Origin of the sequence: Paenirhizobium selenitireducens ATCC BAA-1503, from assembly GCF_900492185.1 — a bacterium.
Classification (GTDB): domain Bacteria; phylum Pseudomonadota; class Alphaproteobacteria; order Rhizobiales; family Rhizobiaceae; genus Allorhizobium; species Allorhizobium selenitireducens_A.
The window spans coordinates 691,358-713,009 of sequence record NZ_UEYP01000001.1; the positions used below are offsets into that span (position 1 = coordinate 691,358).

20 protein-coding genes are annotated in these 21,652 nt (G+C 63.3%); 8 read left to right on the forward strand and 12 right to left on the reverse strand.

Translation table 11 applies throughout. The annotated features are described in order from the left end of the window. The first annotated feature begins 15 nt into the window (after positions 1–15). Positions 16–474, forward strand: coding sequence for an SRPBCC family protein (locus RHIZ70P_RS03350; RefSeq protein ID WP_115668932.1), 459 nt, complete (start codon positions 16–18; stop codon positions 472–474). A 49-nt stretch (positions 475–523) separates the two neighbouring features. Here the strand turns inward: RHIZ70P_RS03350 and glpK are convergent, their stop codons facing one another. The 12 genes from glpK to uxuA all read right to left on the reverse strand — a co-directional run bounded on the left by glpK (position 524) and on the right by uxuA (position 13,439). Beyond that, on the reverse strand, positions 524–2,020 hold the full coding sequence (gene glpK / locus RHIZ70P_RS03355) for a glycerol kinase GlpK (protein ID WP_115668933.1): 1,497 nt from the start codon (positions 2,018–2,020) through the stop codon (positions 524–526). Positions 2,021–2,097: 77 nt separating this feature from the next. Further along, a complete protein-coding gene (locus tag RHIZ70P_RS03360) occupies positions 2,098–3,819 on the reverse strand; it encodes an ABC transporter substrate-binding protein (RefSeq protein WP_115668934.1) in 1,722 nt (573 codons plus the stop codon). Positions 3,820–3,900: 81 nt separating this feature from the next. Next, a complete protein-coding gene (locus RHIZ70P_RS03365) occupies positions 3,901–4,182 on the reverse strand; it encodes a DUF2160 domain-containing protein (protein ID WP_115668935.1) in 282 nt (93 codons plus the stop codon). A gap of 17 nt (positions 4,183–4,199) precedes the next feature. Continuing rightward, a complete protein-coding gene (locus RHIZ70P_RS03370) occupies positions 4,200–5,012 on the reverse strand; it encodes a carbohydrate ABC transporter permease (protein WP_115668936.1) in 813 nt (270 codons plus the stop codon). A 14-nt stretch (positions 5,013–5,026) separates the two neighbouring features. Then, positions 5,027–5,896, reverse strand: a complete 870-nt coding sequence (locus tag RHIZ70P_RS03375; protein WP_115668937.1) for a carbohydrate ABC transporter permease — start codon at positions 5,894–5,896, stop codon at positions 5,027–5,029. Between the two features lie 2 nt (positions 5,897–5,898). Continuing rightward, complete coding sequence (locus RHIZ70P_RS03380; protein ID WP_115668938.1) at positions 5,899–6,969, reverse strand: ABC transporter ATP-binding protein; 1,071 nt, start codon at positions 6,967–6,969, stop codon at positions 5,899–5,901. Positions 6,970–6,982: 13 nt separating this feature from the next. Then, positions 6,983–8,059: an ABC transporter ATP-binding protein gene (locus RHIZ70P_RS03385; RefSeq protein ID WP_115668939.1), complete on the reverse strand. Its 1,077-nt coding sequence runs from the start codon at positions 8,057–8,059 to the stop codon at positions 6,983–6,985. A 55-nt stretch (positions 8,060–8,114) separates the two neighbouring features. Further along, positions 8,115–9,626 carry a glycerol-3-phosphate dehydrogenase gene (gene glpD / locus RHIZ70P_RS03390; protein WP_115668940.1) on the reverse strand — a complete coding sequence of 504 codons (1,512 nt, stop codon included), beginning with the start codon at positions 9,624–9,626 and terminating at the stop codon, positions 8,115–8,117. A 104-nt stretch (positions 9,627–9,730) separates the two neighbouring features. Further along, complete coding sequence (locus RHIZ70P_RS03395) at positions 9,731–10,522, reverse strand: DeoR/GlpR family DNA-binding transcription regulator (RefSeq protein WP_115669063.1); 792 nt, start codon at positions 10,520–10,522, stop codon at positions 9,731–9,733. A gap of 165 nt (positions 10,523–10,687) precedes the next feature. Continuing rightward, a complete protein-coding gene (locus RHIZ70P_RS03400) occupies positions 10,688–10,972 on the reverse strand; it encodes a YARHG domain-containing protein (RefSeq protein ID WP_210209264.1) in 285 nt (94 codons plus the stop codon). Between the two features lie 138 nt (positions 10,973–11,110). Beyond that, on the reverse strand, positions 11,111–12,031 hold the full coding sequence (locus RHIZ70P_RS03405) for a sugar kinase (RefSeq protein ID WP_115669065.1): 921 nt from the start codon (positions 12,029–12,031) through the stop codon (positions 11,111–11,113). A 190-nt stretch (positions 12,032–12,221) separates the two neighbouring features. Next, a complete protein-coding gene (gene uxuA, locus RHIZ70P_RS03410) occupies positions 12,222–13,439 on the reverse strand; it encodes a mannonate dehydratase (protein WP_115668941.1) in 1,218 nt (405 codons plus the stop codon). Between the two features lie 115 nt (positions 13,440–13,554). On the opposite strand from uxuA, the gene RHIZ70P_RS03415 reads away from it, so the two are divergent. The 7 genes from RHIZ70P_RS03415 to RHIZ70P_RS03445 all read left to right on the forward strand — a co-directional run bounded on the left by RHIZ70P_RS03415 (position 13,555) and on the right by RHIZ70P_RS03445 (position 21,651). After that, positions 13,555–14,256: a GntR family transcriptional regulator gene (locus RHIZ70P_RS03415; protein ID WP_115668942.1), complete on the forward strand. Its 702-nt coding sequence runs from the start codon at positions 13,555–13,557 to the stop codon at positions 14,254–14,256. 8 nt (positions 14,257–14,264) lie between these two features. Then, positions 14,265–15,512 carry an AGE family epimerase/isomerase gene (locus tag RHIZ70P_RS03420; protein WP_115668943.1) on the forward strand — a complete coding sequence of 416 codons (1,248 nt, stop codon included), beginning with the start codon at positions 14,265–14,267 and terminating at the stop codon, positions 15,510–15,512. A gap of 43 nt (positions 15,513–15,555) precedes the next feature. Beyond that, entirely contained in the window at positions 15,556–16,533 is a 978-nt protein-coding gene (locus tag RHIZ70P_RS03425) for a C4-dicarboxylate TRAP transporter substrate-binding protein (RefSeq protein WP_210209722.1), read from the forward strand. A 71-nt stretch (positions 16,534–16,604) separates the two neighbouring features. Further along, positions 16,605–17,096 (forward strand): TRAP transporter small permease, encoded by a 492-nt coding sequence (locus RHIZ70P_RS03430; protein ID WP_115668944.1) that lies wholly within the window; start codon positions 16,605–16,607, stop codon positions 17,094–17,096. Then, positions 17,093–18,382 carry a TRAP transporter large permease gene (locus RHIZ70P_RS03435; protein ID WP_235842122.1) on the forward strand — a complete coding sequence of 430 codons (1,290 nt, stop codon included), beginning with the start codon at positions 17,093–17,095 and terminating at the stop codon, positions 18,380–18,382. Before RHIZ70P_RS03430 ends, RHIZ70P_RS03435 begins: the two co-directional genes overlap by 4 nt. Positions 18,383–18,435: 53 nt before the next feature. Further along, positions 18,436–19,827, forward strand: a complete 1,392-nt coding sequence (gene uxaC, locus RHIZ70P_RS03440; protein ID WP_115668945.1) for a glucuronate isomerase — start codon at positions 18,436–18,438, stop codon at positions 19,825–19,827. 180 nt (positions 19,828–20,007) lie between these two features. Then, positions 20,008–21,651 (forward strand): N,N-dimethylformamidase beta subunit family domain-containing protein, encoded by a 1,644-nt coding sequence (locus RHIZ70P_RS03445; RefSeq protein WP_115668946.1) that lies wholly within the window; start codon positions 20,008–20,010, stop codon positions 21,649–21,651. Position 21,652: the final 1 nt, after the last annotated feature.

Below are 21,652 nucleotides of genomic sequence, written 5' to 3' on the forward strand. Positions count from 1 at the left end.
AAGAGGAAACATATTATGGACATGAATGGCAGCGAACGCATCGAGGCACCGGTCGAGACGGTCTGGCAGGCCTTGAACGACCCGGAGATCCTTCGTCAGGCGATCCCCGGCTGCGAGAGCCTCGACAAGACCTCCGACACCGCCATGACCGCCAAGGTGGTCCTCAAGATCGGGCCGATCAAGGCGAAGTTCGAGGGCGCGGTCGAGCTGCAGAACCTCAATCCGCCGCATTCCTATACGATAGCCGGCGAAGGCAAGGGCGGCTTGGCGGGCTTTGCCAAGGGCGGCGCCGATGTTTCGCTTGAAGCCGATGGTCCGGATGCGACGATCCTGACCTACACGGTGAAGGCCGAGGTCGGCGGCAAGATCGCCCAGCTGGGTAGCCGGCTGATCGATTCGACCTCGAAGAAGTTGGCGGGCGAGTTCTTTGCCAAGTTCGGCCAGCTGGTCGGCAATTCGGTCGCGGCCGCCTGAGCGGGTTGGCGCGCCGCGGTGGCCTTCGAGGCTTTGCGGCGCGCGACCCTCAGTCGCGTTTGGTGAGGCAGCGCGAGACGCAATCGTGCCATCCGGCGACCGCCAGCCGGCGCTCCGCGTCGTCCATGCCCGCCTCGAAGCGGCGATCGCGCTTCCAATGCTCGGCAAAGCCCTTTTGATCCGGCCAGATGCCGGCGCGGGAGCCGGCGAGCCAGGCGGCGCCGAGAACCGTGGTCTCTAGGATCTGCGGACGGTCGACCGGTGCGGCCAGGATGTCGGCGAGACGCTGCATGGTCCAGTTTGAGGCGACCATGCCGCCATCGACACGCAGCACGGTCTTTTCGCTCGCGCCCTCCCAGTCCTTCTTCATCGCCTCCAGCAGATCATAGGTCTGGTAGGCGACGCTTTCGAGCACGGCGCGGGCAAATTCGGCGGGGCCGGTGTTGCGGGTCATGCCGAACATGGCGCCGCGGGCCTCGGCATCCCAATAGGGCGCGCCGAGCCCGGTGAAGGCCGGCACGAGATAGACGCGCTGGTGCGGGTCGGCCTTGGCGGCCAGGCCGTCGGTTTCGGCCGAACTGCCTATGAAACCCAGGCTGTCGCGCAGCCACTGCACGGCCGCGCCGGCGATGAAGATCGAGCCTTCCAGCGCATAGGTGGTCTCGCCGTTCAGCCGATAGGCGATCGTCGTCAGCAGCCGGTTGGACGATGCGACGCGATCGGTTCCGGTGTTTAAGAGAGCAAAGCAGCCGGTGCCATAGGTGGACTTCATCATGCCGGGCTCGAAACAGGCATTGCCGATCACCGCCGCCTGCTGGTCGCCGGCCACGCCGAGGATCGGGATTTCCGCGCCGAAGATCTCCGGATCGGTCACGCCGAAATCATCGGCACAGTCCTTCACCTCGGGCAGCATGGCGCGCGGGACGGCGAGGATGTCGAGAAGTTCGTCGTCGAAACGGTTTTCACCGATATCGTAGATCAGCGTGCGCGACGCATTGGTGGCGTCCGTCGCGTGCACGCGGCCGGCCGTCATGCGGAAGATGAGCCAGCTATCGACCGTCCCGAAGCAGACCTCGCCTTTTCCGGCGCGGGCGCGCAGCCCCTCGACGGAATTCAGCATCCAGGCGAGCTTGGTGCCGGAAAAATACGGATCGAGCAGCAGGCCGGTCTTGGCGGTGAAGAGCGGCTCCAGGCCCTTGGCCTTCAGCTCCTCGCAGAAACGGGCGGTGCGGCGGTCCTGCCAGACGATGGCGCGATGCAGCGGTTCGCCGGTCTTGCGGTCCCAGACCACGGCGGTTTCGCGCTGGTTGGTGATGCCGATAGCGGTGATGTCGCGCAGCGTGATGCCGGCCTTGGCGACCGCCATGCGGGTGGTCGAAAGCACGCTCTGCCAGATTTCCTCGGCATCGTGCTCGACCCAGCCAGAATCGGGGAAGAACTGGGTGAATTCCAGCTGGGCGACCCCGACGATCTGCATGTCCTGGTCGAACACCATGGACCGGGTCGATGTGGTTCCCTGGTCGATTGCCAGAATATATCCGCTCATCGGGCTTTCGTCTCCTTGGATGAAGACCGGGGCGCGTGGTTCGCGCCCCGGTCCTTTGTCATGCTAACGAGGGAAGATTACTTCTGCCAGCTCTTGACCAGTTCGTCGTAGTTGACGGTCATCGGCTTTTCCTTCTCGTTCTCGACCTTCAGCTGCGGCGCAAGGTTGCCCTTGGAAACCGCATCCTTGTTCCAGTATTCGAGATCGTGTTCTTCGGCGAGCTTCGGGCCGATGTCACCCTGAACGCCTGCACGTTCGAGGCGCTGCATGACCTTTTCCTGCTCGGCGCACAGCGAATCCATGGCTTCCTGCGCCGACTTCGCACCCGAAGATGCGTCGCCGATCGCCTGCCACCACAGCTGGGCCAGCTTCGGATAGTCCGGAACGTTGGTGCCGGTCGGCGACCACTGAACGCGGGCCGGCGAACGGTAGAACTCGATCAGACCGCCAAGCTTCGGAGCACGCTCGGTGAAGCTCGGATGCTGGATCGACGACTCGCGGATGAGTGTCAGGCCGACATGGCTCTTCTTCACGTCCACCGTCTTCGAGGTGACGAACTGGGCATAAAGCCAGGCCGCCTTGGCGCGGTCGTCCGGGGTGGACTTGAGCAGGGTCCAGGAACCCACGTCCTGATAACCGAGCTTCATGCCGTCCTTCCAGTAGACGCCATGCGGGCTCGGGGCGAAGCGCCACTTCGGCGTGCCGTCGGCGTTGACCACCGGCAGGCCGTCCTTGACGAGGTCGGCGGTGAACGCGGTGTACATGAACATCTGCTGGGCGATTTCGCCCTGCGACGGAACCGGACCGGATTCCGAGAAGGTCATGCCCTGGGCTGATGCCGGTGCATAGGCCTTCAACCAGTCGAGGTACTTCTGGATGGCGTAGACCGAGGCCGGTCCGTTGGTGTCGCCGCCGCGGGCGACGCACGAGCCGACCGGACGCGAGTTTTCGTCGACCTTGATGCCCCATTCGTCGACCGGCAGACCGTTCGGCAGGCCCTTGTCGCCGTTGCCGGCCATGGAGAGCCAGGCGTCGGTGAAGCGCCAGCCGAGCGACGGGTCCTTCTTGCCGTAGTCCATGTGACCATAGACCTTCTTGCCATCGATCTCGCGGCCGGTGAAGAATTCGGCAATGTCCTCGTAAGCCGACCAGTTGACCGGAACGCCGAGGTCGTAGCCGTACTTTGCCTTGAAGTCGGCCTTGTTCTTCTCGTCGTTGAACCAGTCGTAGCGGAACCAGTAGAGGTTGGCGAACTGCTGGTCGGGCAGCTGGTAGAGGTCGCCGTCCGGAGCGGTGGTGAACTTCAGGCCGATGAAGTCGTTGAGGTCGAGGCCCGGATTGGTGACGTCCTTGCCTTCGTTGGCCATCCACTTGGTGAGCGAACGGGCCTGCTGGTAGCGCCAGTGGGTACCGATCAGGTCGCTATCGTTGACATAGGCGTCGTAGACGTTTTCGCCCGACTGCATCTGCGTCTGCAGCTTTTCGACGACGTCGCCCTCGCCGATCAGGTCGTGGGTGATCTTGATGCCGGTGATCGCGGTAAAGGCGGGCGCCAGGACCTTGGATTCATACTCGTGCGTGGTGATGGTTTCCGACACCACCTTGATTTCCATGCCGGCGAAAGGCTTCGCGGCATCGACGAACCACTGCATTTCCTTTTCCTGGTCGGCGCGCGACAGCGCCGAAAGGTCACCGACCTCCTTGTCCAGGAACTGTTTGGCCTCGTCCATTCCGGCAAAGGCGGAGCCGGTCATCGCCAGCAGCATGGCTGCGGTCGTCGTCAAAAGGTGCTTTCGCATGATTTTCCTCCCAAAGGTTGCGATTGCAGTCTCTTCGTAGTCCGGGATGGCGGAAGCGGCCCGCCATCCGTTTTTCAAGCCTCAGACGAAACGGAATACGCCGATCGCGTAGACCACCGACAAGGCAAGAGCCCACCACAGGTTCGGACCTCCCAGCCCTAACCATGCGAGATGAATGAATGCGGATCCGAGCAGCGAGATGAACAAACGATCGCCTCGCGTCGTTTCGAACCGCAGCACGCCGATCCGGGGATTGCCGCCCGGCGAGAAGTACTCCCAGACCGCCATGCAGGCGATCAGCGTGAAGATGCCGATGAAGAACAGCGCCGTCGGCAGGGTCCATGCCATCCACGAGAAGTCCATCTTGAGCCTCCCTTTCCTTAGACGCGGCCCAGGGCAAAGCCCTTGGCGATGTAGTTGCGGACGAAATAGATGACGAGCGCACCCGGGATGATGGTGAGCACGCCGGCCGCCGCCAGCACGCCCCAGTCCATGCCCGAGGCCGAGACCGTGCGGGTCATGGTAGCGGCGATCGGCTTGGCGTCGGTCGTGGTCAGCGTGCGGGCGATCAGCAGTTCGACCCAGGAGAACATGAAGCAGAAGAAGGCGGCGACGCCGATTCCGCTGGCGATCAGCGGCATGAAGATCTTCACGAAGAAGCGCGGGAAGGAATAGCCGTCGATATAGGCCGTCTCGTCGATCTCCTTGGGCACGCCCGACATGAAGCCTTCGAGAATCCAGACCGCCAGCGGCACGTTGAAGAGGCAATGCGCCAGCGCCACGGCGATATGCGTGTCGATCAGGCCGAAGGCGGAATAGAGCTGGAAGAAGGGCAGCGCGAACACGGCCGGCGGCGCCATGCGGTTGGTGAGCAGCCAGAAGAACAGGTGCTTGTCGCCGAGGAAGCGGTAGCGCGAGAAGGCATAGGCCGCCGGCAAGGCCGCCGCGACCGAGATCACCGTGTTCATCACCACGTAGATGATCGAGTTGATATAGCCGTTGTACCAGGACGGGTCGGTGAAGATCACCATGTAGTTCCTGAGCGTCGGGTGCTGCGGAAATAGCGAGAATGCCCCGAGGATCTCGTTGTTTTCCTTGAAGCTCATGTTGACCAGCCAGTAGATCGGCAGCAGCAGGAAGACGATGTAGACCGTCGGAATGAGGAAGGAGAAGCGGCTCTTGTCGTGGTTCATCTTCTCATTCCCCCTCACTTGGCCTGGGCGTCGTGGCTGGTCATGACCGTGTAGAAGATCCACGACATGAGCAGGATGATCAGGAAGTAGATGATCGACATGGCAGCCGCCGGGCCCAGGTCGAACTGGCCGACCGCCATCTTGACCAGATCGATGGACAGGAAGGTCGTCGAGTTGCCGGGGCCGCCGCCGGTGACGACGAAGGGCTCGGTATAGATCATGAAGCTATCCATGAAGCGCAGCAGCACGGCGATCAGAAGCACGCGCTTCATCTTCGGCAGCTGGATGTAGCGGAAAACCGAGAAGCGCGAGGCGCCGTCGATCTTGGCGGCCTGGTAATAGGCGTCCGGGATAGAGACGAGGCCGGCATAGCACAGCAGCACGACGAGGCTGGTCCAGTGCCAGACGTCCATGACGATGACCGTCACCCAGGCGTCGACCGGATCCTGCGTATAGTTGTAGTCGATGCCGAGTACGGTCAGGTAGTGGCCAAGGAAACCGATGTCGACGCGACCGAAGACCTGCCAGATGGTGCCGACCACGTTCCACGGAATGAGCAGCGGCAGCGCCATCAACACGAGGCAGACGGGCACGCCCAGCCCCTTCTTCGGCATGTTGAGGGCGATCAGGATGCCGAGCGGCACCTCGATGGCGAGGATCACCATGGAGAAGATCAGGTTGCGGCCGAGCGCATTCCAGAAGCGGTCGGAAGACAGCATTTCCGTGAACCAGGCGGTGCCGGCCCAGAAGAACTTGTTGTCGCCGAAAGTGTCCTGCACCGAATAATTGACCACGGTCATCAGCGGGATGACGGCCGAAAAGGCCACCAGCAGCAGAACCGGAAGGACCAGGAACCAGGCCTTGTTGTTGAAGGTCTTTTCCATTCTCAGCCCTCCTGTCCGACGCGCCAGCTGTCGGCATAGATACCGATGGCTTGGGGATCGAAAGTGACACGTGCCTCGCTCGGGATTTCGGTGTCCTCGGGAGCGACGATCGACAGTGGATGGCCGCAGAACTGGGTGCGGACGATCTTCTGGCGGCCGGTATCCTCGACCTTGGTGATCGTGACCGGCATGCCTTCGCGGCCGAGCCGGACGAATTCCGGCCGGATGCCGAGCTCGATCCTGGCGCCCTTGGCCAAGGTCGGCGCGCCGTTCAGCGCAATGGTCTGCTCCCCGACGACGGCCGTGGACCCGTTCACTGCGGCCGGCATGAAATTCATGCCCGGCGAGCCGATGAAATAACCGACGAAGGTGTGGCTTGGACGCTCGAACAATTCGGCCGGTGTGCCGATCTGGACGATTTCGCCGTCATACATGACGACGACCTTGTCGGCGAAGGTGAGCGCCTCGGTCTGGTCGTGGGTGACGTAGACCATGGTGAAGCCCGACTGGCGGTGCAGCCGCTTCAGCTGCGAGCGCAGAACCCACTTCATGTGCGGGTCGATGACGGTCAGAGGCTCGTCGAACAGGATCGCGTTGACGTCGGAGCGCACCAGGCCGCGGCCGAGCGAGATCTTCTGCTTCTGGTCGGCGGTGAGCCCCTGCGCGCGCCTGCCGGCCATGCCGGCGAGATCGGTCATCTCAAGGATTTCCTTCACCCGGCGGTCGACGTCCGCTTCCGGCACATGGCGGTTGCGCAGCGGGAAGGCGAGATTGTCGTAGACCGTCATGGTGTCGTAAACGACCGGGAACTGGAACACCTGGGCGATGTTGCGCGCCTCGGTCGAAAGCGCCGTCACATCGACACCGTCGAACAGGATGCGGCCGTCCGAGGGATGAATGAGCCCGGAAATGATGTTGAGCAGCGTGGTCTTGCCGCAGCCGGAGGGTCCGAGCAGGGCATAGGCGCCGCCGTCGGCCCATTCGTGATGGACTTCCTTCAACGCGTAGTCGCCGGCGGCCTTGGCCTTGGGGCTGTAGGCGTGGCGGATATGGTCGAGATTGATGCGTGCCATGGTCCCTTCCCCCTCACGCCGCAGCGACGTCGACGAGCGCGCGCCCGTCGGAGCCGAACGCCATCAGGTGGCGCGTATCGATGAAGACTTCGAGCGCGTGATCCGGATCGATGTCGTGGATGCCGTGGGCCAGCATGACCCAGCGCGCACCGGCGAAGTTGAGGTGGATAAAGCTCTCGGAACCGGCGATTTCCGAGACCAGGGTTGTCGCCGAAAGCGCGGTGGTCGCGTGGTCGTTGCGATGCAGATAGAGGTGATGCGGTTGAAAACCGATCGTCACCGGACCGTCGGCGATCGTGGCCAGATGCGCCGGAACCGGCAGGACCGGACGGTCGGCGAGCAGGAACTGGGCGCCCGACTTCACCAGCTCGATCGTGTTGAGCGGTGGATCGGCGAAGGTGCGCGCGGTCAAGAGATCGAGCGGATGGCGATAGACCCGGATGGTCTCGCCGAACTGCGTCACCGCACCCTGGCTCAGGGTCGCGGTATTGCCGCCGAGAAGCAGTGCTTCGGACGGTTCGGTGGTGGCGTAGACGAAGATCGCGCCGGACTGGGCGAAGATCTTCGGCAGTTCCTCGCGCAGTTCTTCGCGCAGCTTGTAGTCGAGATTGGCGAGCGGTTCGTCGAGCAAGACCAGGTTGGCGTTCTTGACGATGGCGCGCGCCAGTGCCGTGCGCTGCTGCTGGCCGCCGGAAAGGTTGAGCGGCGTCCGGTCGAGGTAAGGCGTCAGCCGCAGAAGCTCGGCGGCCTTCTTCACCTCGCGGTCGATGGTCGCGGAATCCTTGCCGGCGATCCGCATCGGCGAGGCGATGTTCTCGTAAACGGTCAATGCCGGATAATTGATGAACTGCTGATAGACCATGGCGACATTGCGCTTCTGCACCGCTACGCCCGTGACATCGACGCCATCCAGGTGGATCGATCCACCCGTCGGCTTGTCGAGACCCGCCATCAAGCGCATCAGCGAGGTCTTGCCGGAGAGCGTCGGGCCCAACAGGACGTTCAGCGATCCCCGCTGCAAGACGAGATCGGTCGGGCGAATGTGATATTCGCCGGCAACCATCTTCGAGACATTGCGCAATTCAAGCATCTATTCCTCGGGCCTCCTCCGAACCGTCGGCTATCTTCCAGCAGGCACTCGCCGCTTAGCGGGCGACAGCGTCCGCCATGTATGTTTCCAGTTCCGCGGCCTCCCCGGCCGTCAGGAACAGACCCTGCTTGGTGCGGCGCCACAGCACGTCTTCCGCGCTACAGGCCCATTCCCGCCCGATCAGCCAGCGGACTTCGCACTCGTAAAGCGAGCCGCCAAAATGGCGCCCCAGGTCTTCCGATCCTTTTGCGCCCGCGAGCATTTCCTTTGCGTCGGTGCCGTAGCAGCGGACAAGTCGCTCGGCATGGCCCTGCTCCAGGAAAGGAAAGACCTTCAGCAGCTTGTCGACTTCCGCCGGATAGGCCGTCGCGTCGAAGTCGCCGCCGGGCAATCGGCTCTTCGCCGTCCACGGGCCACCCCTGGCGCCGATCGCCTCACCGATCTTTTCCAGCGCATGCTCGGCCAGCCGCCGATAGGTCGTCAGCTTTCCGCCGAACACATTCAGCAACGGTGCCTCGTCGGCCCTCTGGTCGAGCTTCAGCACATAATCGCGGGTCGCTTCCTGTGCCTTGGATGCACCATCATCATAGAGCGGGCGGACGGCCGAGTAGCTCCAGACGATATCGTCCTTGCGCACAGGCTCGGCGAAATACTCGCTCGCCGCATTGCAAAGATACGCGATTTCCTCTTCACTTATTTTCACATTTTTCGGATCATCCGTATAGTCACGATCCGTCGTGCCGATCAGCGTGAAATCATTCTCGTAGGGGATGGCGAAAATGATGCGGTTGTCCGGGTTCTGGAAGAAATAGGCACGCGTGTCGGAGAACTTCTTCTTCACCACGATATGGCTGCCCTGGACGAGCCGGACATTGTGGACATTGTTGCGGCCGAAGGCGCCCGCGAGCACCTGGTCGACCCACGGGCCGGCCGCATTGACCAACATGCGCGCCTTGAAGGCGCGCGACTTGCCGGTCGACTGGTCGATGAGCGTAACGGACCAAAGTCCGTTCTCGCGGCGGGCCGAGGTAACACGGGCGCGGCTCATGATCGTCGCACCGCGATCGGCGGCGTCCCGCGCATTGAGCACCACCATGCGGGCATCGTCGACCCAGCCGTCGGAATACTCGAAGGCCTTGGAAAATACCGGCTTCAGCGGCCGTCCGGCCGGATCTCGGCGCAGATCGAGCGTCCTCGTCGCCGGCAGCAGCTTGCGGCCGCCGAGGTGGTCATAGAGGAAAAGGCCGAGACGGATCAGCCAGGCGGGGCGAACGCCGCCCTTCTGGAAGGGCAGGACGAAACGCAGGGGCCAGATGACATGCGGCGCCATGGCCCAGAGAATTTCGCGCTCCATCAGCGCCTCGCGCACAAGGCGAAACTCGTAGTATTCGAGATAGCGAAGGCCGCCGTGGATCAGCTTGGTGGCGCCGGACGACGTGCCCGAGGCGAAGTCGTTCATCTCGGCAAGCGCGACCGAATAACCGCGCCCGACCGCATCGCGCGCGATGCCGCAGCCGTTGATGCCGCCACCCACGACAAAGATGTCGAAAACCGTCTCGCCCGACATTCGCTCCCCGCTCCCATTTTCGCACTGCAGAAGTTCGTGCAGTTGCGAAAGCTTGGATATCTAAATCGAAGCATAAACGAATGTCAAACGAACATTCAGGAAAATCAGCGCCGACCGTCGCTGAATTCCTGCTGGCTTTGCGTTTCCACCAACTGTACGTCGTTTTCGGCACAGATTCTGCGAATCGACTCGACCGGACAATGGTCGGTGATGAAGGTATGGACCTGGGAAATATGGCCGATGCGCACCGGTGCGGTGCGCTCGAACTTGGAGGCATCCGAAACGAGGATGACATGGCGGGCATTGGCGATGATCGCCTGGGCGACCTTGACCTCACGATAGTCGAAGTCGAGAAGCGCACCATCCTCATCAATGGCAGACACGCCGATGACGGCGAAATCGACCTTGAACTGACGAATGAAATCGACGGCCGCTTCGCCGACGATACCACCGTCCGAACCACGCACCACCCCGCCGGCGATGACTACCTCGATCAGCGGAAATACGCGCAAGCGGTTGGCGACGTTGATGTTGTTGGTGATCACCATCAGTTCTCGATGGTCCACCAAGGCTTCTCCCACGGCTTCGGTCGTCGTGCCGATATTGATGAACAGGGAGGAGTTGTCGGGGATCAGCGCGGCTGCGGCCCGGCCGATCGCCTGCTTCTCCGGCGCGGCGATGGAACGTCGCGCCTCGTATTTCACATTCTCGTTGCCGCTGGGAAAGATGGCACCGCCATGGATGCGGGTGAGTGCCTTGCCGTCGCAAAGATCGTTCAGGTCCTTGCGAATGGTCTGCGGGGTCACGGCGAACCGGGCCGCAAGTTCATCGACCAGGACACGGCCTTCCGCCTTGGCGAGAGTCATGATTTCCGCCTGCCGGCTGGAAAGCAGCATTGCCATCCCCTCTTTTCGTTTTCTTTCATCCTAGGGGAAAATGAAGTTCAGGCAAGAGTACCATCGTCGGATATGGGAAGGCATATCGGCCCATCACACCAAGCCGAGGTGACGGCAGAGCCGCCACCTCCGAGCAATCGGATCTAGCCTGGATCACCAGACCGATCAGCGGCAACCCTGGTAGACTTCCCAACGCTCGATATCGGCGACGCGGCGCTGTTCGCCGGGCGTCAACTTGCCATAGGGCGGGAAGCAACCGCGTCCGAACACGTTGCGGGCGCGTTGCGTCTTGAAGCAATAGCCCTTGGCGGCATAGATCGCATTTCGCTCATACCAAAGCTGTTCGCAGGTCATGCCGCTCTGGGCCATTGACGGCGCCAAAGCCCCCATGCCGAACAACATCGGAACGACGGCAATCGCGGTCATTAACAGTTTCTTGATGTAGCCCATTTCGAACCCTCCCCTGTGTGGAACGAGAACAGGCTAACACAACCGCGTCATCCCCAATTGACTCATATCAAGACTATTCTTGGGTCGGACGGGCCGACCTTGCCCCGAGACGGGTGGTTCCTACGGGACGGCGGCAGACTAGAGCGAGAGCCGGATTTGCTCGCGCGGGACCAGGGCGCCGGGACGGCAAACGACCTGCGCTGCGACCTCATGCCCCCGGGCCGCTGCCTTGTCCGGTGCCTCACCGGCCAGGCGCGCCGCGAGATAGCCGCCATTGAAGGAATCGCCCGCCCCGGTGCTGTCGACCGGCTTCACGCTGTCGAAAGTCAGGATCGCAATCGCGCCGTCCGACATGGACACGGCAACCGGCCCGCCGCCATTCTTGACCACCACTTCCCCAGCGCCCGCGCGCAGCCAGCGGGTGGCGCATTGCTCGATATCGCTGTCGCCAAAGACGGCAGCCTCGTCATCGAAACTCGGAAGGGCGATCGAGGCCGCTGCGGCGGCGCGCGTCAGCCAGGCCCGCATCGTCTGCGGGTCCTCCCACAATTTCGGACGGATGTTCGGGTCGAAGACCGTCGTCTTTCCGGCTTCGCGAGCCGCGCCAATCAGGCGCAACAGCGCCTCTCGACGGGCCGGCTCAAGAATGGCCAGCGTGATGCCGGAAAAATAGATGACGTCGGATTGGGCGATCGCGGTATTGAGTGCCTGCTCGTCGTCGGCGAGCCGGCGCGCCGCGGACTGCCCGCGCCAATAGGAGAAGCTGCGCTCGCCGTCATGCAGTTCGATCGCGTAAAGACCGACCGTGCGCTCGGGATCGCGCGCGATGAAGCGCGTCGAAATGGCGTTGTCCTGAAGAAAGTCCCGCATGCGCTCGGAAAAGGGATCGAGACCGAGCCGAGTGAAATAGGCGACCTCCCAGTCTGCCGGCAGGCAGGCGCGGGCATACCAAGCGGTGTTCAGCGTATCGCCGGCAAAACCCATGCGCCACAAGCCGCCCTCGGCCTGAGACAGTTCCACCATTGCCTCGCCGATCGAGAGAAACAGCTTATTCCCCATCCATTCGCCTCCTACGCGATCGCGCTTCGCATGCCCGGTCGTGGCTTTTCCGCTATCGGCGTCGCCGAGGCAATCATAAATCGACGCGACGACGCGAAGAAGACCTCGCGTGGTCGCGTTGCCGCTCAAGGTCGGGCCGACGCCCCGGCGCAAACCTTCCTCTGCGCCGGCACCGTCTGGCCCGGTTCGCTCAAGGGTGAATTCCCTCGACCGGATGCTGGAGCGCCGTCATGATGCCCCGCAGTTCGGCCAGGCCTTTCAGGCGGCCGATGGCGGGATAGCCGGGCTGGGCCTTGCGACCGAGGTCGTCGAGAATGTCCTGGCCGTGGTCCGGGCGGAAGGGAATGCTGCAATCGGACCGCCCGGCCGTACGCCGGCGGCTCTCCTCCCGCACCACGGCAGCGATCATCGCCACCATGTCGGTACCGCCGCCGAGGTGTTCGGCCTCGTAGAAGCTGCCCATGATGTCGCCCGATTGGCGCTGGACGTTGCGCAGATGGAGGAAATGGACGCGATCGCCCAGCCTGTCCATCATTCCCGGCAGATCGTTATCGGGTCTCGCACCGAGCGAGCCGGTGCACAGCGTGATGCCGTTCGCCGGCAGATCGACCGCAGCCATCACCTTGCGGTAGTCGGCTTCCGTCGACATCACCCGGGGCAGTCCAAGCAGCGAGAACGGTGGATCATCCGGATGACAGCAGAGGCGCAGGCCGAGGTCCTGGGCAACGGGCGTCACTTCCGCGAGAAAATCGATCAAGTGGCTCCGGAGACGTTCTTCCGAGATCGCCGCATATTCCGCAAGATGGCCTCGGACATCCTCGAGGGTGAAGTGTTCCGCGGCGCCTGGAAGGCCGAAGACGACATTGCGGGCGAGCGCCTGCCGTGCAGCGTCGTCCATTGCTTCAAACCGACGCTTCGCGTCTTCCACCACCTCCGGGGGATAGTTTTCCACCGCGCCGGGCCGTGCGAGGATATGGATGTCGAAGGCGGCAAAATCATTGAGGTCGAAGCGCATGCAGGTGGCGCCATTGGGCAGGCGCCAGGCGAGGTCGGTGCGGGTCCAGTCGAGCACCGGCATGAAATTGTAGCAGATCACCTCGATCCCGGCGTCGCGCAGGACCCGGAGCGAGGTCTTGTAATTGGCGATGTGTTCGCGCCAGGAGCCCTTCTGCTTCTTGATGTCCTCCGACACGGGGAGGCTCTCGACGACCTCCCATTTGAGGCCCGACGGATTGCCGTCCTTCATCCGGCCGATCTCGGCCTGGCGCTTCTTCACCTCTTCGCCCGTCCATACCGCACCGGTCGGGACGTGGTGAAGCGCCGAGACCACCCCTTCGACCCCGGCCTGCATCATGTCGTCGATCGACACGAGATCCCGTGGTCCAAACCAGCGCCAAGTCTGCCGCATCTGCCATACCTCCTGAGCCTGCTGCGTCGATGATATCCGATCGTTCTCTAGCAGCTGATTTGTTTGTTGACTAGTATGGAAGTTCGGACCTATACAGTTCGAAGGGAGAAATCGAATGGCACTTGTCCGCGCAGAACCAGCCGCACTGGAGCAAAGCTCGGCCGTCGGGCCACAGCTCTACCGGCTGTTGCGCGACCGGATCGTCAAGGGCGATCTTGCGCCCGGCGCTCGGATTTCGGAATCGGAAATTGCCGCCAGCTACAAGGTCAGCCGCCAGCCGGTGCGCGAGGCCTTCATCAAGCTCGCAGAAGAATCCCTCGTCGAAGTGCGCCCACAGCGCGGCACCTATGTCCGACGCATTTCGGTCCCGGCGGTAATGACGGCACGCTTCGTTCGCGAAGCGGTCGAGGCCGATATCGTTCGTGCGGCAGCGCAGGCCGTCACACCCAATATACTGGCTCTTCTCGAGGCCAATCTTGCCGCTCAACGCGCAGTGGTCGACAGCGATGATCCCAGCCGTTTCATGGAGCTGGATGAGGCCTTCCACCGGCTTCTGGCCCAGGCCGCCGGCCAGCCGGCCATTTGGGACATCCTGGAAGACCTGAAGACCCAGATGGACCGCGTACGCCATATCAGCGCCCGCCAGTTTCCACGCGAGCGCCTGATCGATCAGCATGCAGCCGTCGTCGCGGCCTTGCGTTCCGGTGATCCGGATGCCGCCGAGGCTCAGATGCGGGCCCATCTCAAGGGCGTGCTGACGGACCTTCCGGCGATCGCCGAGGCCATGCCCGAATTCTTCGACGAAGCGGGAGGCTGACGCAGGTGATGGCCACGGGAGGGGCACAAGGGATCGTAAAGGGCGGGGATGCCGAACGAACCGCGCCGGAATGGGCCGCATGGTTCCATGGCACGCTGATGCCGTGGTGGCTGGAGCAAGCCCGAGATACCCTTCACGGCGGCTTCTTCGACCGGTTGACCGAGGACGGCGTTGCCCAGGCCGACGATCCGAAGTCGACGCTGGTGCAGGCGCGCCTGCTCTTCACGCTGGCGCATCTTTATCTGCGCAAGCCGGACGATCGCCTGCTCGACGGCGCCCATGCGGCCCACCGCTTCCTGACCGAACATCTTCGCGATCCACAGGATGGCGGCTATGTCCGCGCGGTCGACCGTACCGGGCGGCCGAGCGGTCCTGCGACCGACCGGATCAAGCGCAGCTACGATCAGTCCTTCGTCCTGCTGGCCCTTTCGACCTATCAACGGGTGGAGCCATCAAAGGCCATAGCGGGCCAGTTGGGGGAATGCTGGTCCTTCATCGAGACCCGCCTGACCGATCCGGAAACCGGCGCGTTGTATGAGGACGACACCTTTCATTCTGGGGGCCACGACACCGGTGCCGCCACCCATGCCCTGCGTGCCCAGAACCCGCACATGCACATGTTCGAGGCCCTGTTGCAGGCCTTCGAAATGACCGGCGATGCGATATGGATGCGGCGGGCCAAGGACATGCTCGCCGTGGTCAGGCGTCACTTCATCGATCCCGAGAACGGCACGATCATCGAGTTCCGCGCAGCGGACCTCAGCCCTGCAAAAGGCCGCGACGGCTCCTTGCGGGAAATCGGCCACCAGTGCGAATGGAGCTGGCTGCTGGATCGTCATGTCCGGCTCGGCGGCCATGCCGACGCGCTCACCCTTGCCGACCGCATGATGGATTTCGCCGAGCGCTTCGGCTTTCACCGCGACGGTCCGATGAAGGGCGCCGCCTATGACGAGGTCCATTCCGATGGTCGCGTCATGACCGACACCATGCTGCTCTGGCCGCAGACCGAGGCGGGCAAGGCCTTTGTCGCCCGTTACGGGCGCCTTGGCCACGGGGCCGACGCGGACCGCGCGCACGACTTCATGCGCATCGTCTTTCAAACCTATTTCGCCGGACGGAAGGCTTGGCGAAACCGCGTCGACGGCACGGGAGCAACTCTGCAGGCCGAAGCCCTTAGCCGGCTACTTTACCATGTCGCCGTGTTCGTCACGGAAGGCGAACGTGTCGGGCTCTGGCCCGACCGCACGACTGGCTGACGCCAGAAGATCCAAATTTCATCAAGTAACGGAGGAGAAGACTATGATGAATTCCCTGAAGTCCCTTGGCCTTGCGGCCGCTTTCATCGCAGGCCTTGCCGGCACCGCCTATGCGGAAATCGCCTTGAACCTGTCCACCTCGCAGAATCCGCAGGATCCGCTCGTCATCGCCATGGAGGGCGCGAAGAAGAAGATCGAGGAGCGGAGCAAGGGCGAGATCAAGATCACCATCTTCCCGAGCTCGCAGCTCGGCTCCGACAATGACGTCCTCGAGCAGATCCGCAACGGCGCCAACATCGCCGTGCTGGTGGACGCCGGCCGTCTGGCGCCGTTCCAAAAGGAACTCGGCATCCTCTCCGCGCCCTATCTGGTCGACGATTACAGCAAGTATGCCGCGATCACGTCCTCGCCCGTCTATGCCGAATGGGTAGAGAAGCTCGCGCAATCCTCGGGCATCCGCCTCCTGAACTACAACTGGTTCCAGGGCACGCGCCAGATGTTCTCCAAGAACCCGGTCAAGGGACCGGCCGATCTCTCCGGCGTGCGCGTGCGCACCATCGATGCGCCCGGCTGGATCGCCACCGTCAATGCCATGGGCGCAACCGCCGTGCCGATGCCCTGGTCGGAAGTCTATTCCGCGCTCCAGCTTGGTGCGATCGACGGGGCGGAAGCGCAGCTGACCGGTGCTTTTGGCATCAAGCTGCATGAAGTGGTCAAGAACGTCGCGCTCACCAACCATGTCCAGCTCTTTACCGGCCTTGCCACATCCGAGCAGTGGTTCCAGGCGCAGCCGGAAGAGATGCGCAAGATCATCGTCGAGGAGCTTGCCGCGGCCGGTGACGAAGCCACCCGCATGACGGTGGAGAAGCTCGACAGCGTGCGCAAGGAGATGGAAGCGGCAGGCGTGACCTTCACCGACGTCAAGCTGGAAGATTTCAGCTCACGCGTGCCGGGGGTCTACACCGAGCTTGGCCTCGAGGAACCGCGCAAGGCGCTCGAGCCGTTCATCGCCGCCCAGTAAATCGAGTCACCGACGCGGCAAACCACAATGGCCAATGCGCAGTCCGCGTCATTGGCCTCGGGAGAGGGAATATGTGGAAATTCTTTGATCGCGCCGAGGAAATCCTCGCGCTCGTCTTTCTGGCCGGCACCGTGATCAGCGTGCTGGCCGGCGCCGTCGGACGCTCGTTCGGCGTTCCGTTTCCGGAGGGACCCGAAATCGCGCAGTTGCTGTTGATCTGGACCTGCATGCTCGGGGCGGACCTGACCATCAAGCGTGGGGAACACATTCGCGTCTCGGCGCTGCCCGACGCGCTTGCGCCTCGCTATCGGCTCGTCCTGATCTGGGTCAGCCTGCTCTGCATCGTACCCTTCCTGGGCTACATCGTTTATCTCGGCACGCAGTTGGCTCTGTCCAACTGGGCTCGCGAACTCGGCGCGTCAGGATTGAGCTATGGTCTCGTGACCCTCGCCCTGCCGGTCGGCGCCGCGCTGATGATCATTTCCGTTTTTCGCCGTATCTTTGCCCACGGCGTGCTCTTTGCCCTTGAACCCGAAGTCCCCGCGCAGGAGTATCCCTTGTGATTTCCACCCTGATCCTGATCCTTGCGCTGAGCTTCATGGTCATCGGCATGCCGGTTGCCTTCGCCATCGGCATTGCCAGCATGGCCTATTTCCTGCTGCCCACGACCTTTCTGCCGGACAGCATCGCCGTGCAACGCATCGTTGCCTCAAGCCAGTCCTTCCCGCTCCTTTCGGTGCCACTGTTCATCCTGGTCGGGCATCTCATGAACGGCACCGGCATTACGCCGCGGCTGACCAGCCTGGCGACCACGCTGGCGGGCTGGATGCGCGGCGGCCTTGGCCAGACGAGCCTCGTACTCAGCGCCCTGATGGGCGGCATTTCCGGCTCGGCCGTGGCGGATGCCGCCATGCAGGCCCGCGTGCTGGGCGAGCCGATGATCAAGAGCGGCTATTCCCGCGGCTTCACCGGTGCACTGCTGTCGATCGGCGGCCTGATCACGGCGACCATTCCGCCGAGCCTCGGCCTCATCCTCTACGGTTTCCTCGGCGAAGTGTCGATCGGCCGCCTGTTCATCGCCGGCGTCGTGCCCGGCGTTCTTCTGACGATCGCGTTGATGTTCGCCACAGCCTGGGTCGCGCGCAAGCGGGACTACAAGCCGGTGAACGACCGTCTTCCGACCTTCCGCGAGGTGCTCGCGGGCTTCCGCATCAGCTTCTGGGCCATCCTTTTCCCGGTCTGGCTGCTGGTCGGCATCCGTTTCGGCCTGTTCACGCCGTCGGAAGCCGGCGCCTTTGCCGTCGCCTACACCCTCTTCATCGGGTTCTTCATCTATCGCGAACTGACGATTGCCAAGCTGGTCGATGCCCTTGTGGCCAGCGTGCGCGACATCGGCATGATCATGATCATCATCCTTCTGTCGGGCGCCTTCGGCTATGTCATCACCTTTGAGCGCGTGCCGCAGACCATAGCGGAAGTAACGCTTGGGCTGTTCTCCAGCCAGTCGATGCTGCTGTTCGTGATCGCCGGCTTCCTGCTCGTCTTCGGCATGCTGGTCGAGGCAACCGTCATCGTCATGCTGCTGACGCCGATCCTCGTTCCCGTCATCACCGCCGCCGGCATCGATCCCGTCCATTTCGGGCTGGTGATGATGACGCTGGTGACCTTCGGCGGCATGACGCCGCCGGTCGGGGTGTCGATGTTCACCGTGTGCGGCATCCTCAATTGTTCCTACAAGGAATACACCGTCGAGATGGTGCCGCTGGTCATCGCCGTGCTCGCCGTCGTCGTCCTGATGATCCTCGCCCCGGAAGTCGTGCTGTTCCTGCCGAACTATCTGATGGGCTGATCCTTGCCAGGGGCGGCTTCGGCCGCCCCACCATACCCAACCCGAGTGACGCCATGCTCTTGCATCCCGATCGCCTGTTTCCCGCCGATCCCGCGACCCGCGCCATCGCCCGCGACCTCTACCGCACCGTCGAACACCTGCCGATCGTCTCGCCGCACGGCCATACCGATCCGCGCTGGTGGGGAGAGAACCCGGCCTTCGCCAACCCGGCGGAGTTGTTCGTCATTCCCGACCATTATGTCGTGCGCATGCTGGTCAGCCAGGGCGTGCCCTATGAGGCGCTGGGCATCGGAGAAAACGCGGAAAGCGATCCGCGCGTCATCTGGCGGACGTTCGCCCGCCATTATCACCTGTTTCGCGGTACGCCTTCGCGCCTTTGGCTCGACCATGCCTTCTCCGAGGTCTTCGGCCTCGACGAGCGCTTGTGCGAGGACAATGCCGAGCACCACTACGACGTGATCGCCGAAAGGCTGGCGGACCCGGCCTATCGGCCGCGGGCGCTGTTCGACCGTTTCGGCATCGAAGTGATCGCCACGACCGACGGTGCCCTCGACGATCTTGCCCATCATCAGGCGGTGCGCGCCTCCGGCTGGCAGGGGCGGATCGTCCCGACCTATCGGCCCGATGGCGTGGTCGACCCAGATACCGACGGGTTCCGCCGGAACGTCGAACAGCTCGGAATGCTCACCGGCTGCGATATCGGCACCTGGGAAGGCTATCTGGCCGCTCATCGGGCCCGCCGCGACTTCTTCCGCTCGATGGGCGCAACCGCCACCGATCACGGCCACCCGACCCCCCGGACGGCCGATCTCGGCCAGGCCGAAGCGCACGCGCTCTATCAGAGGGTTCTCAAAGGCGCGCTGACCAGGGGCGATGCCGAATTGTTCCGGGCGCAGATGCTGACCGAGATGGCTCGCATGTCGGTGGAGGACGGGCTGGTCATGCAGCTGCATGCCGGCTCGATGCGCAGTCACAACGCCGGCGTGCTGAAACGATATGGACGCGATCGCGGCTTCGACATTCCGGTCGCGACGAACTTCACCGAGGCCCTGCAGCCGTTGCTCAACGCGGTCGGCATGGATCCGCGGCTGACGCTCATTCTCTTCACCCTCGACGAAAGCGTCTATGCGCGCGAACTCGCGCCGCTTGCCGGCGTCTATCCGTCGCTTCGCCTCGGCCCGCCCTGGTGGTTCCATGACAGTTTCGAGGGTATCCGTCGCTATCGCGAAGCGACGACGGAGACCGCCGGCTTTTTCAACACGGCCGGCTTCAACGACGACACGCGTGCGCTCTGCTCCATCCCGGCACGCCACGATGTCAGCCGCCGCGCCGATTGCGCATACCTGGCCGAACTCGTCACCAGCCATCGGCTGGACGAAGCCGAGGCCCACGAACTCTCCCCGCTTCTGGCCGGCGAGCTGGCTCGGCGTGCCTACCGGCTTTGATGGCTGAAGGGCACCCATCCCTTCATTCCTTGAAGCTATGATCGGTATTTTTACTATCTATTTGATCAATGACCGCTTCGGGGGAATTCTTGTTGTGAAGCACGGCGGGTGCAAAGCAGCCCCGGACCAAGCTGGTCTGGCCGGCCGGTGACGCCGCGAGACGGGAGGGGGCTCGCTAGGATGGCAAAGGCGCAATTTCCAGACTTCGGCCTGACACTGGCCGAGCGCCGCGAGGCGGTCCGCGGGCATTACTACGAATATCCGGGCATGGACGGAGAACGGGGCGAGATCTGGTGCTATTCGGACCGTTTCTCCTACGCGCCGGGCGACGAGGTGACCCTGTTCGTCAGCTCGACGGCTCCGTTCTGCGATATCGAGATAATTCGGGACGGTGCGCGCGAACAGCATGTGTTGTCGCTTTGCGGTGTTCCCACCTTCTGGCAGGAGACGCCGGATCAGTGCTCGGTCGAGGGTTGCGGCTGGCAGCCGAGCCACAGCTTCCGCATCCCCTCCTACTGGGCCTCAGGCGCCTACAGACTGACGCTGACAGCGCAAGGTCGCGACGGACAGCCGATCGAGAGCCACCATCTCTTCATCCTGTGTCCCGCGCCCGGCGCCGAGTCCGGCCGTATCCTGCAGGTCGCCGCGACCGGCACCTGGACGGCCTACAACACCTGGGGTGGCTCCAACCACTACCAGGGAATCACCGGGGCGAACCGGGACGAGTATGCGACCAGCGTCAGCACGCAGCGTCCCTGGTGCCGCGGTTTTGTCGTGCTGCCGCCGGACGCGCCGCGCGTGCCGGTGGAGGTCAGCCTGCCGCCGGGCACCGTGCCGCGCTATCCGCACATGGAATGGGCCTATGCGACGGGACACTCGAAGAAATATGCGTCGTCCGGCTGGGCGAGCTATGACAGCCATTTCTTCCGCTGGGCGGAAGGGGCCGGTTACGGCGTCGATTTGATCAGCCAGCACGAGCTGCATTTCCATCCGGAACTGCTCGACGGTTATGACTGCGCCGTCTTCGTCGGACACGACGAATACTGGACCTGGGAAATGCGCGACGCGGTCGACCGTTTCGTCGAGCGCGGCGGCTTTGCCGCGCGTTTTGCCGGCAACTTCATGTGGCAGACCCGCCTCGAGGACGAAGGGCGCACGCAGGTTTGCTACAAGTACCGGGCCCGGGCCGAAGACCCCGTTTACAAGACCGGCGATCTGACGCGGGCCACCAACAGCTGGGAGGCGCCCGAGATCGGCCGACCCGGAGCCGCGACCTTCGGCCTCAATTCCACCAATGGCGTCTATGCCGGCTGGGGCGGATGCTCGCCGCGCGGCGTGCGCGGCTTCCCGATCTGTCGGCCGGAACACTGGGCCTTTGCCGGGACGGGTTTGTTCTATGGCGATCTTTTGGGCGCCGAGAGCCATATCTACGGCTACGAGGTCGATGGTCTCGACTACGAAATCCGTTACGGCCGGCCCTATCCGACCGCCACCAGCGGCGCGCCAGAGGGCCTCGAAATCCTGGCGCTCGGCATGGCAAGCTCCGTCGAGGAGAACGACGTGCTGGCACCCGAGGACCGCTTCTTCGGCGACGAGGACGGACGCTTCATCGCCGAGACGCTCTACGGCGAGGCGAGCGACGAGAACCTCGAAAAGGTGCGCTACAGCAATGGCATGATCGTCAGCTTCCGCAAGGGCGCGGGCGAGGTCTTCCATGCGGGCACCTGCGAATGGGTGGCCGGGCTGCTGCGCGGCGACGCCATGGTCGAAAAGGTGACGCATAATGTGCTGAGGCGCGCCCTCGGTTCCTCCAACAGAACGTGAG

What these genes read in the sequence shown, in the direction of transcription:
- RHIZ70P_RS03365 (WP_115668935.1), bottom strand. Translation starts at nt 4,182, where the DNA reads ATGGACTTCTCGTGGATGGCATGGACCCTGCCGACGGCGCTGTTCTTC.
- RHIZ70P_RS03400 (WP_210209264.1), bottom strand. Translation starts at nt 10,972, where the DNA reads ATGGGCTACATCAAGAAACTGTTAATGACCGCGATTGCCGTCGTTCCG.
- RHIZ70P_RS03375 (WP_115668937.1), bottom strand. Translation starts at nt 5,896, where the DNA reads ATGGAAAAGACCTTCAACAACAAGGCCTGGTTCCTGGTCCTTCCGGTT.
- RHIZ70P_RS03370 (WP_115668936.1), bottom strand. Translation starts at nt 5,012, where the DNA reads ATGAACCACGACAAGAGCCGCTTCTCCTTCCTCATTCCGACGGTCTAC.
- RHIZ70P_RS03405 (WP_115669065.1), bottom strand. Translation starts at nt 12,031, where the DNA reads ATGGGGAATAAGCTGTTTCTCTCGATCGGCGAGGCAATGGTGGAACTG.
- uxuA (WP_115668941.1), bottom strand. Translation starts at nt 13,439, where the DNA reads ATGCGGCAGACTTGGCGCTGGTTTGGACCACGGGATCTCGTGTCGATC.
- RHIZ70P_RS03420 (WP_115668943.1), top strand. Translation starts at nt 14,265, where the DNA reads ATGGCCACGGGAGGGGCACAAGGGATCGTAAAGGGCGGGGATGCCGAA.
- RHIZ70P_RS03350 (WP_115668932.1), top strand. Translation starts at nt 16, where the DNA reads ATGGACATGAATGGCAGCGAACGCATCGAGGCACCGGTCGAGACGGTC.
- RHIZ70P_RS03445 (WP_115668946.1), top strand. Translation starts at nt 20,008, where the DNA reads ATGGCAAAGGCGCAATTTCCAGACTTCGGCCTGACACTGGCCGAGCGC.
- RHIZ70P_RS03380 (WP_115668938.1), bottom strand. Translation starts at nt 6,969, where the DNA reads ATGGCACGCATCAATCTCGACCATATCCGCCACGCCTACAGCCCCAAG.
- RHIZ70P_RS03430 (WP_115668944.1), top strand. Translation starts at nt 16,605, where the DNA reads ATGTGGAAATTCTTTGATCGCGCCGAGGAAATCCTCGCGCTCGTCTTT.
- glpD (WP_115668940.1), bottom strand. Translation starts at nt 9,626, where the DNA reads ATGTCGGGCGAGACGGTTTTCGACATCTTTGTCGTGGGTGGCGGCATC.
- RHIZ70P_RS03385 (WP_115668939.1), bottom strand. Translation starts at nt 8,059, where the DNA reads ATGCTTGAATTGCGCAATGTCTCGAAGATGGTTGCCGGCGAATATCAC.
- RHIZ70P_RS03425 (WP_210209722.1), top strand. Translation starts at nt 15,556, where the DNA reads ATGATGAATTCCCTGAAGTCCCTTGGCCTTGCGGCCGCTTTCATCGCA.
- glpK (WP_115668933.1), bottom strand. Translation starts at nt 2,020, where the DNA reads ATGAGCGGATATATTCTGGCAATCGACCAGGGAACCACATCGACCCGG.
- RHIZ70P_RS03395 (WP_115669063.1), bottom strand. Translation starts at nt 10,522, where the DNA reads ATGCTGCTTTCCAGCCGGCAGGCGGAAATCATGACTCTCGCCAAGGCG.
- uxaC (WP_115668945.1), top strand. Translation starts at nt 18,436, where the DNA reads ATGCTCTTGCATCCCGATCGCCTGTTTCCCGCCGATCCCGCGACCCGC.
- RHIZ70P_RS03415 (WP_115668942.1), top strand. Translation starts at nt 13,555, where the DNA reads ATGGCACTTGTCCGCGCAGAACCAGCCGCACTGGAGCAAAGCTCGGCC.
- RHIZ70P_RS03360 (WP_115668934.1), bottom strand. Translation starts at nt 3,819, where the DNA reads ATGCGAAAGCACCTTTTGACGACGACCGCAGCCATGCTGCTGGCGATG.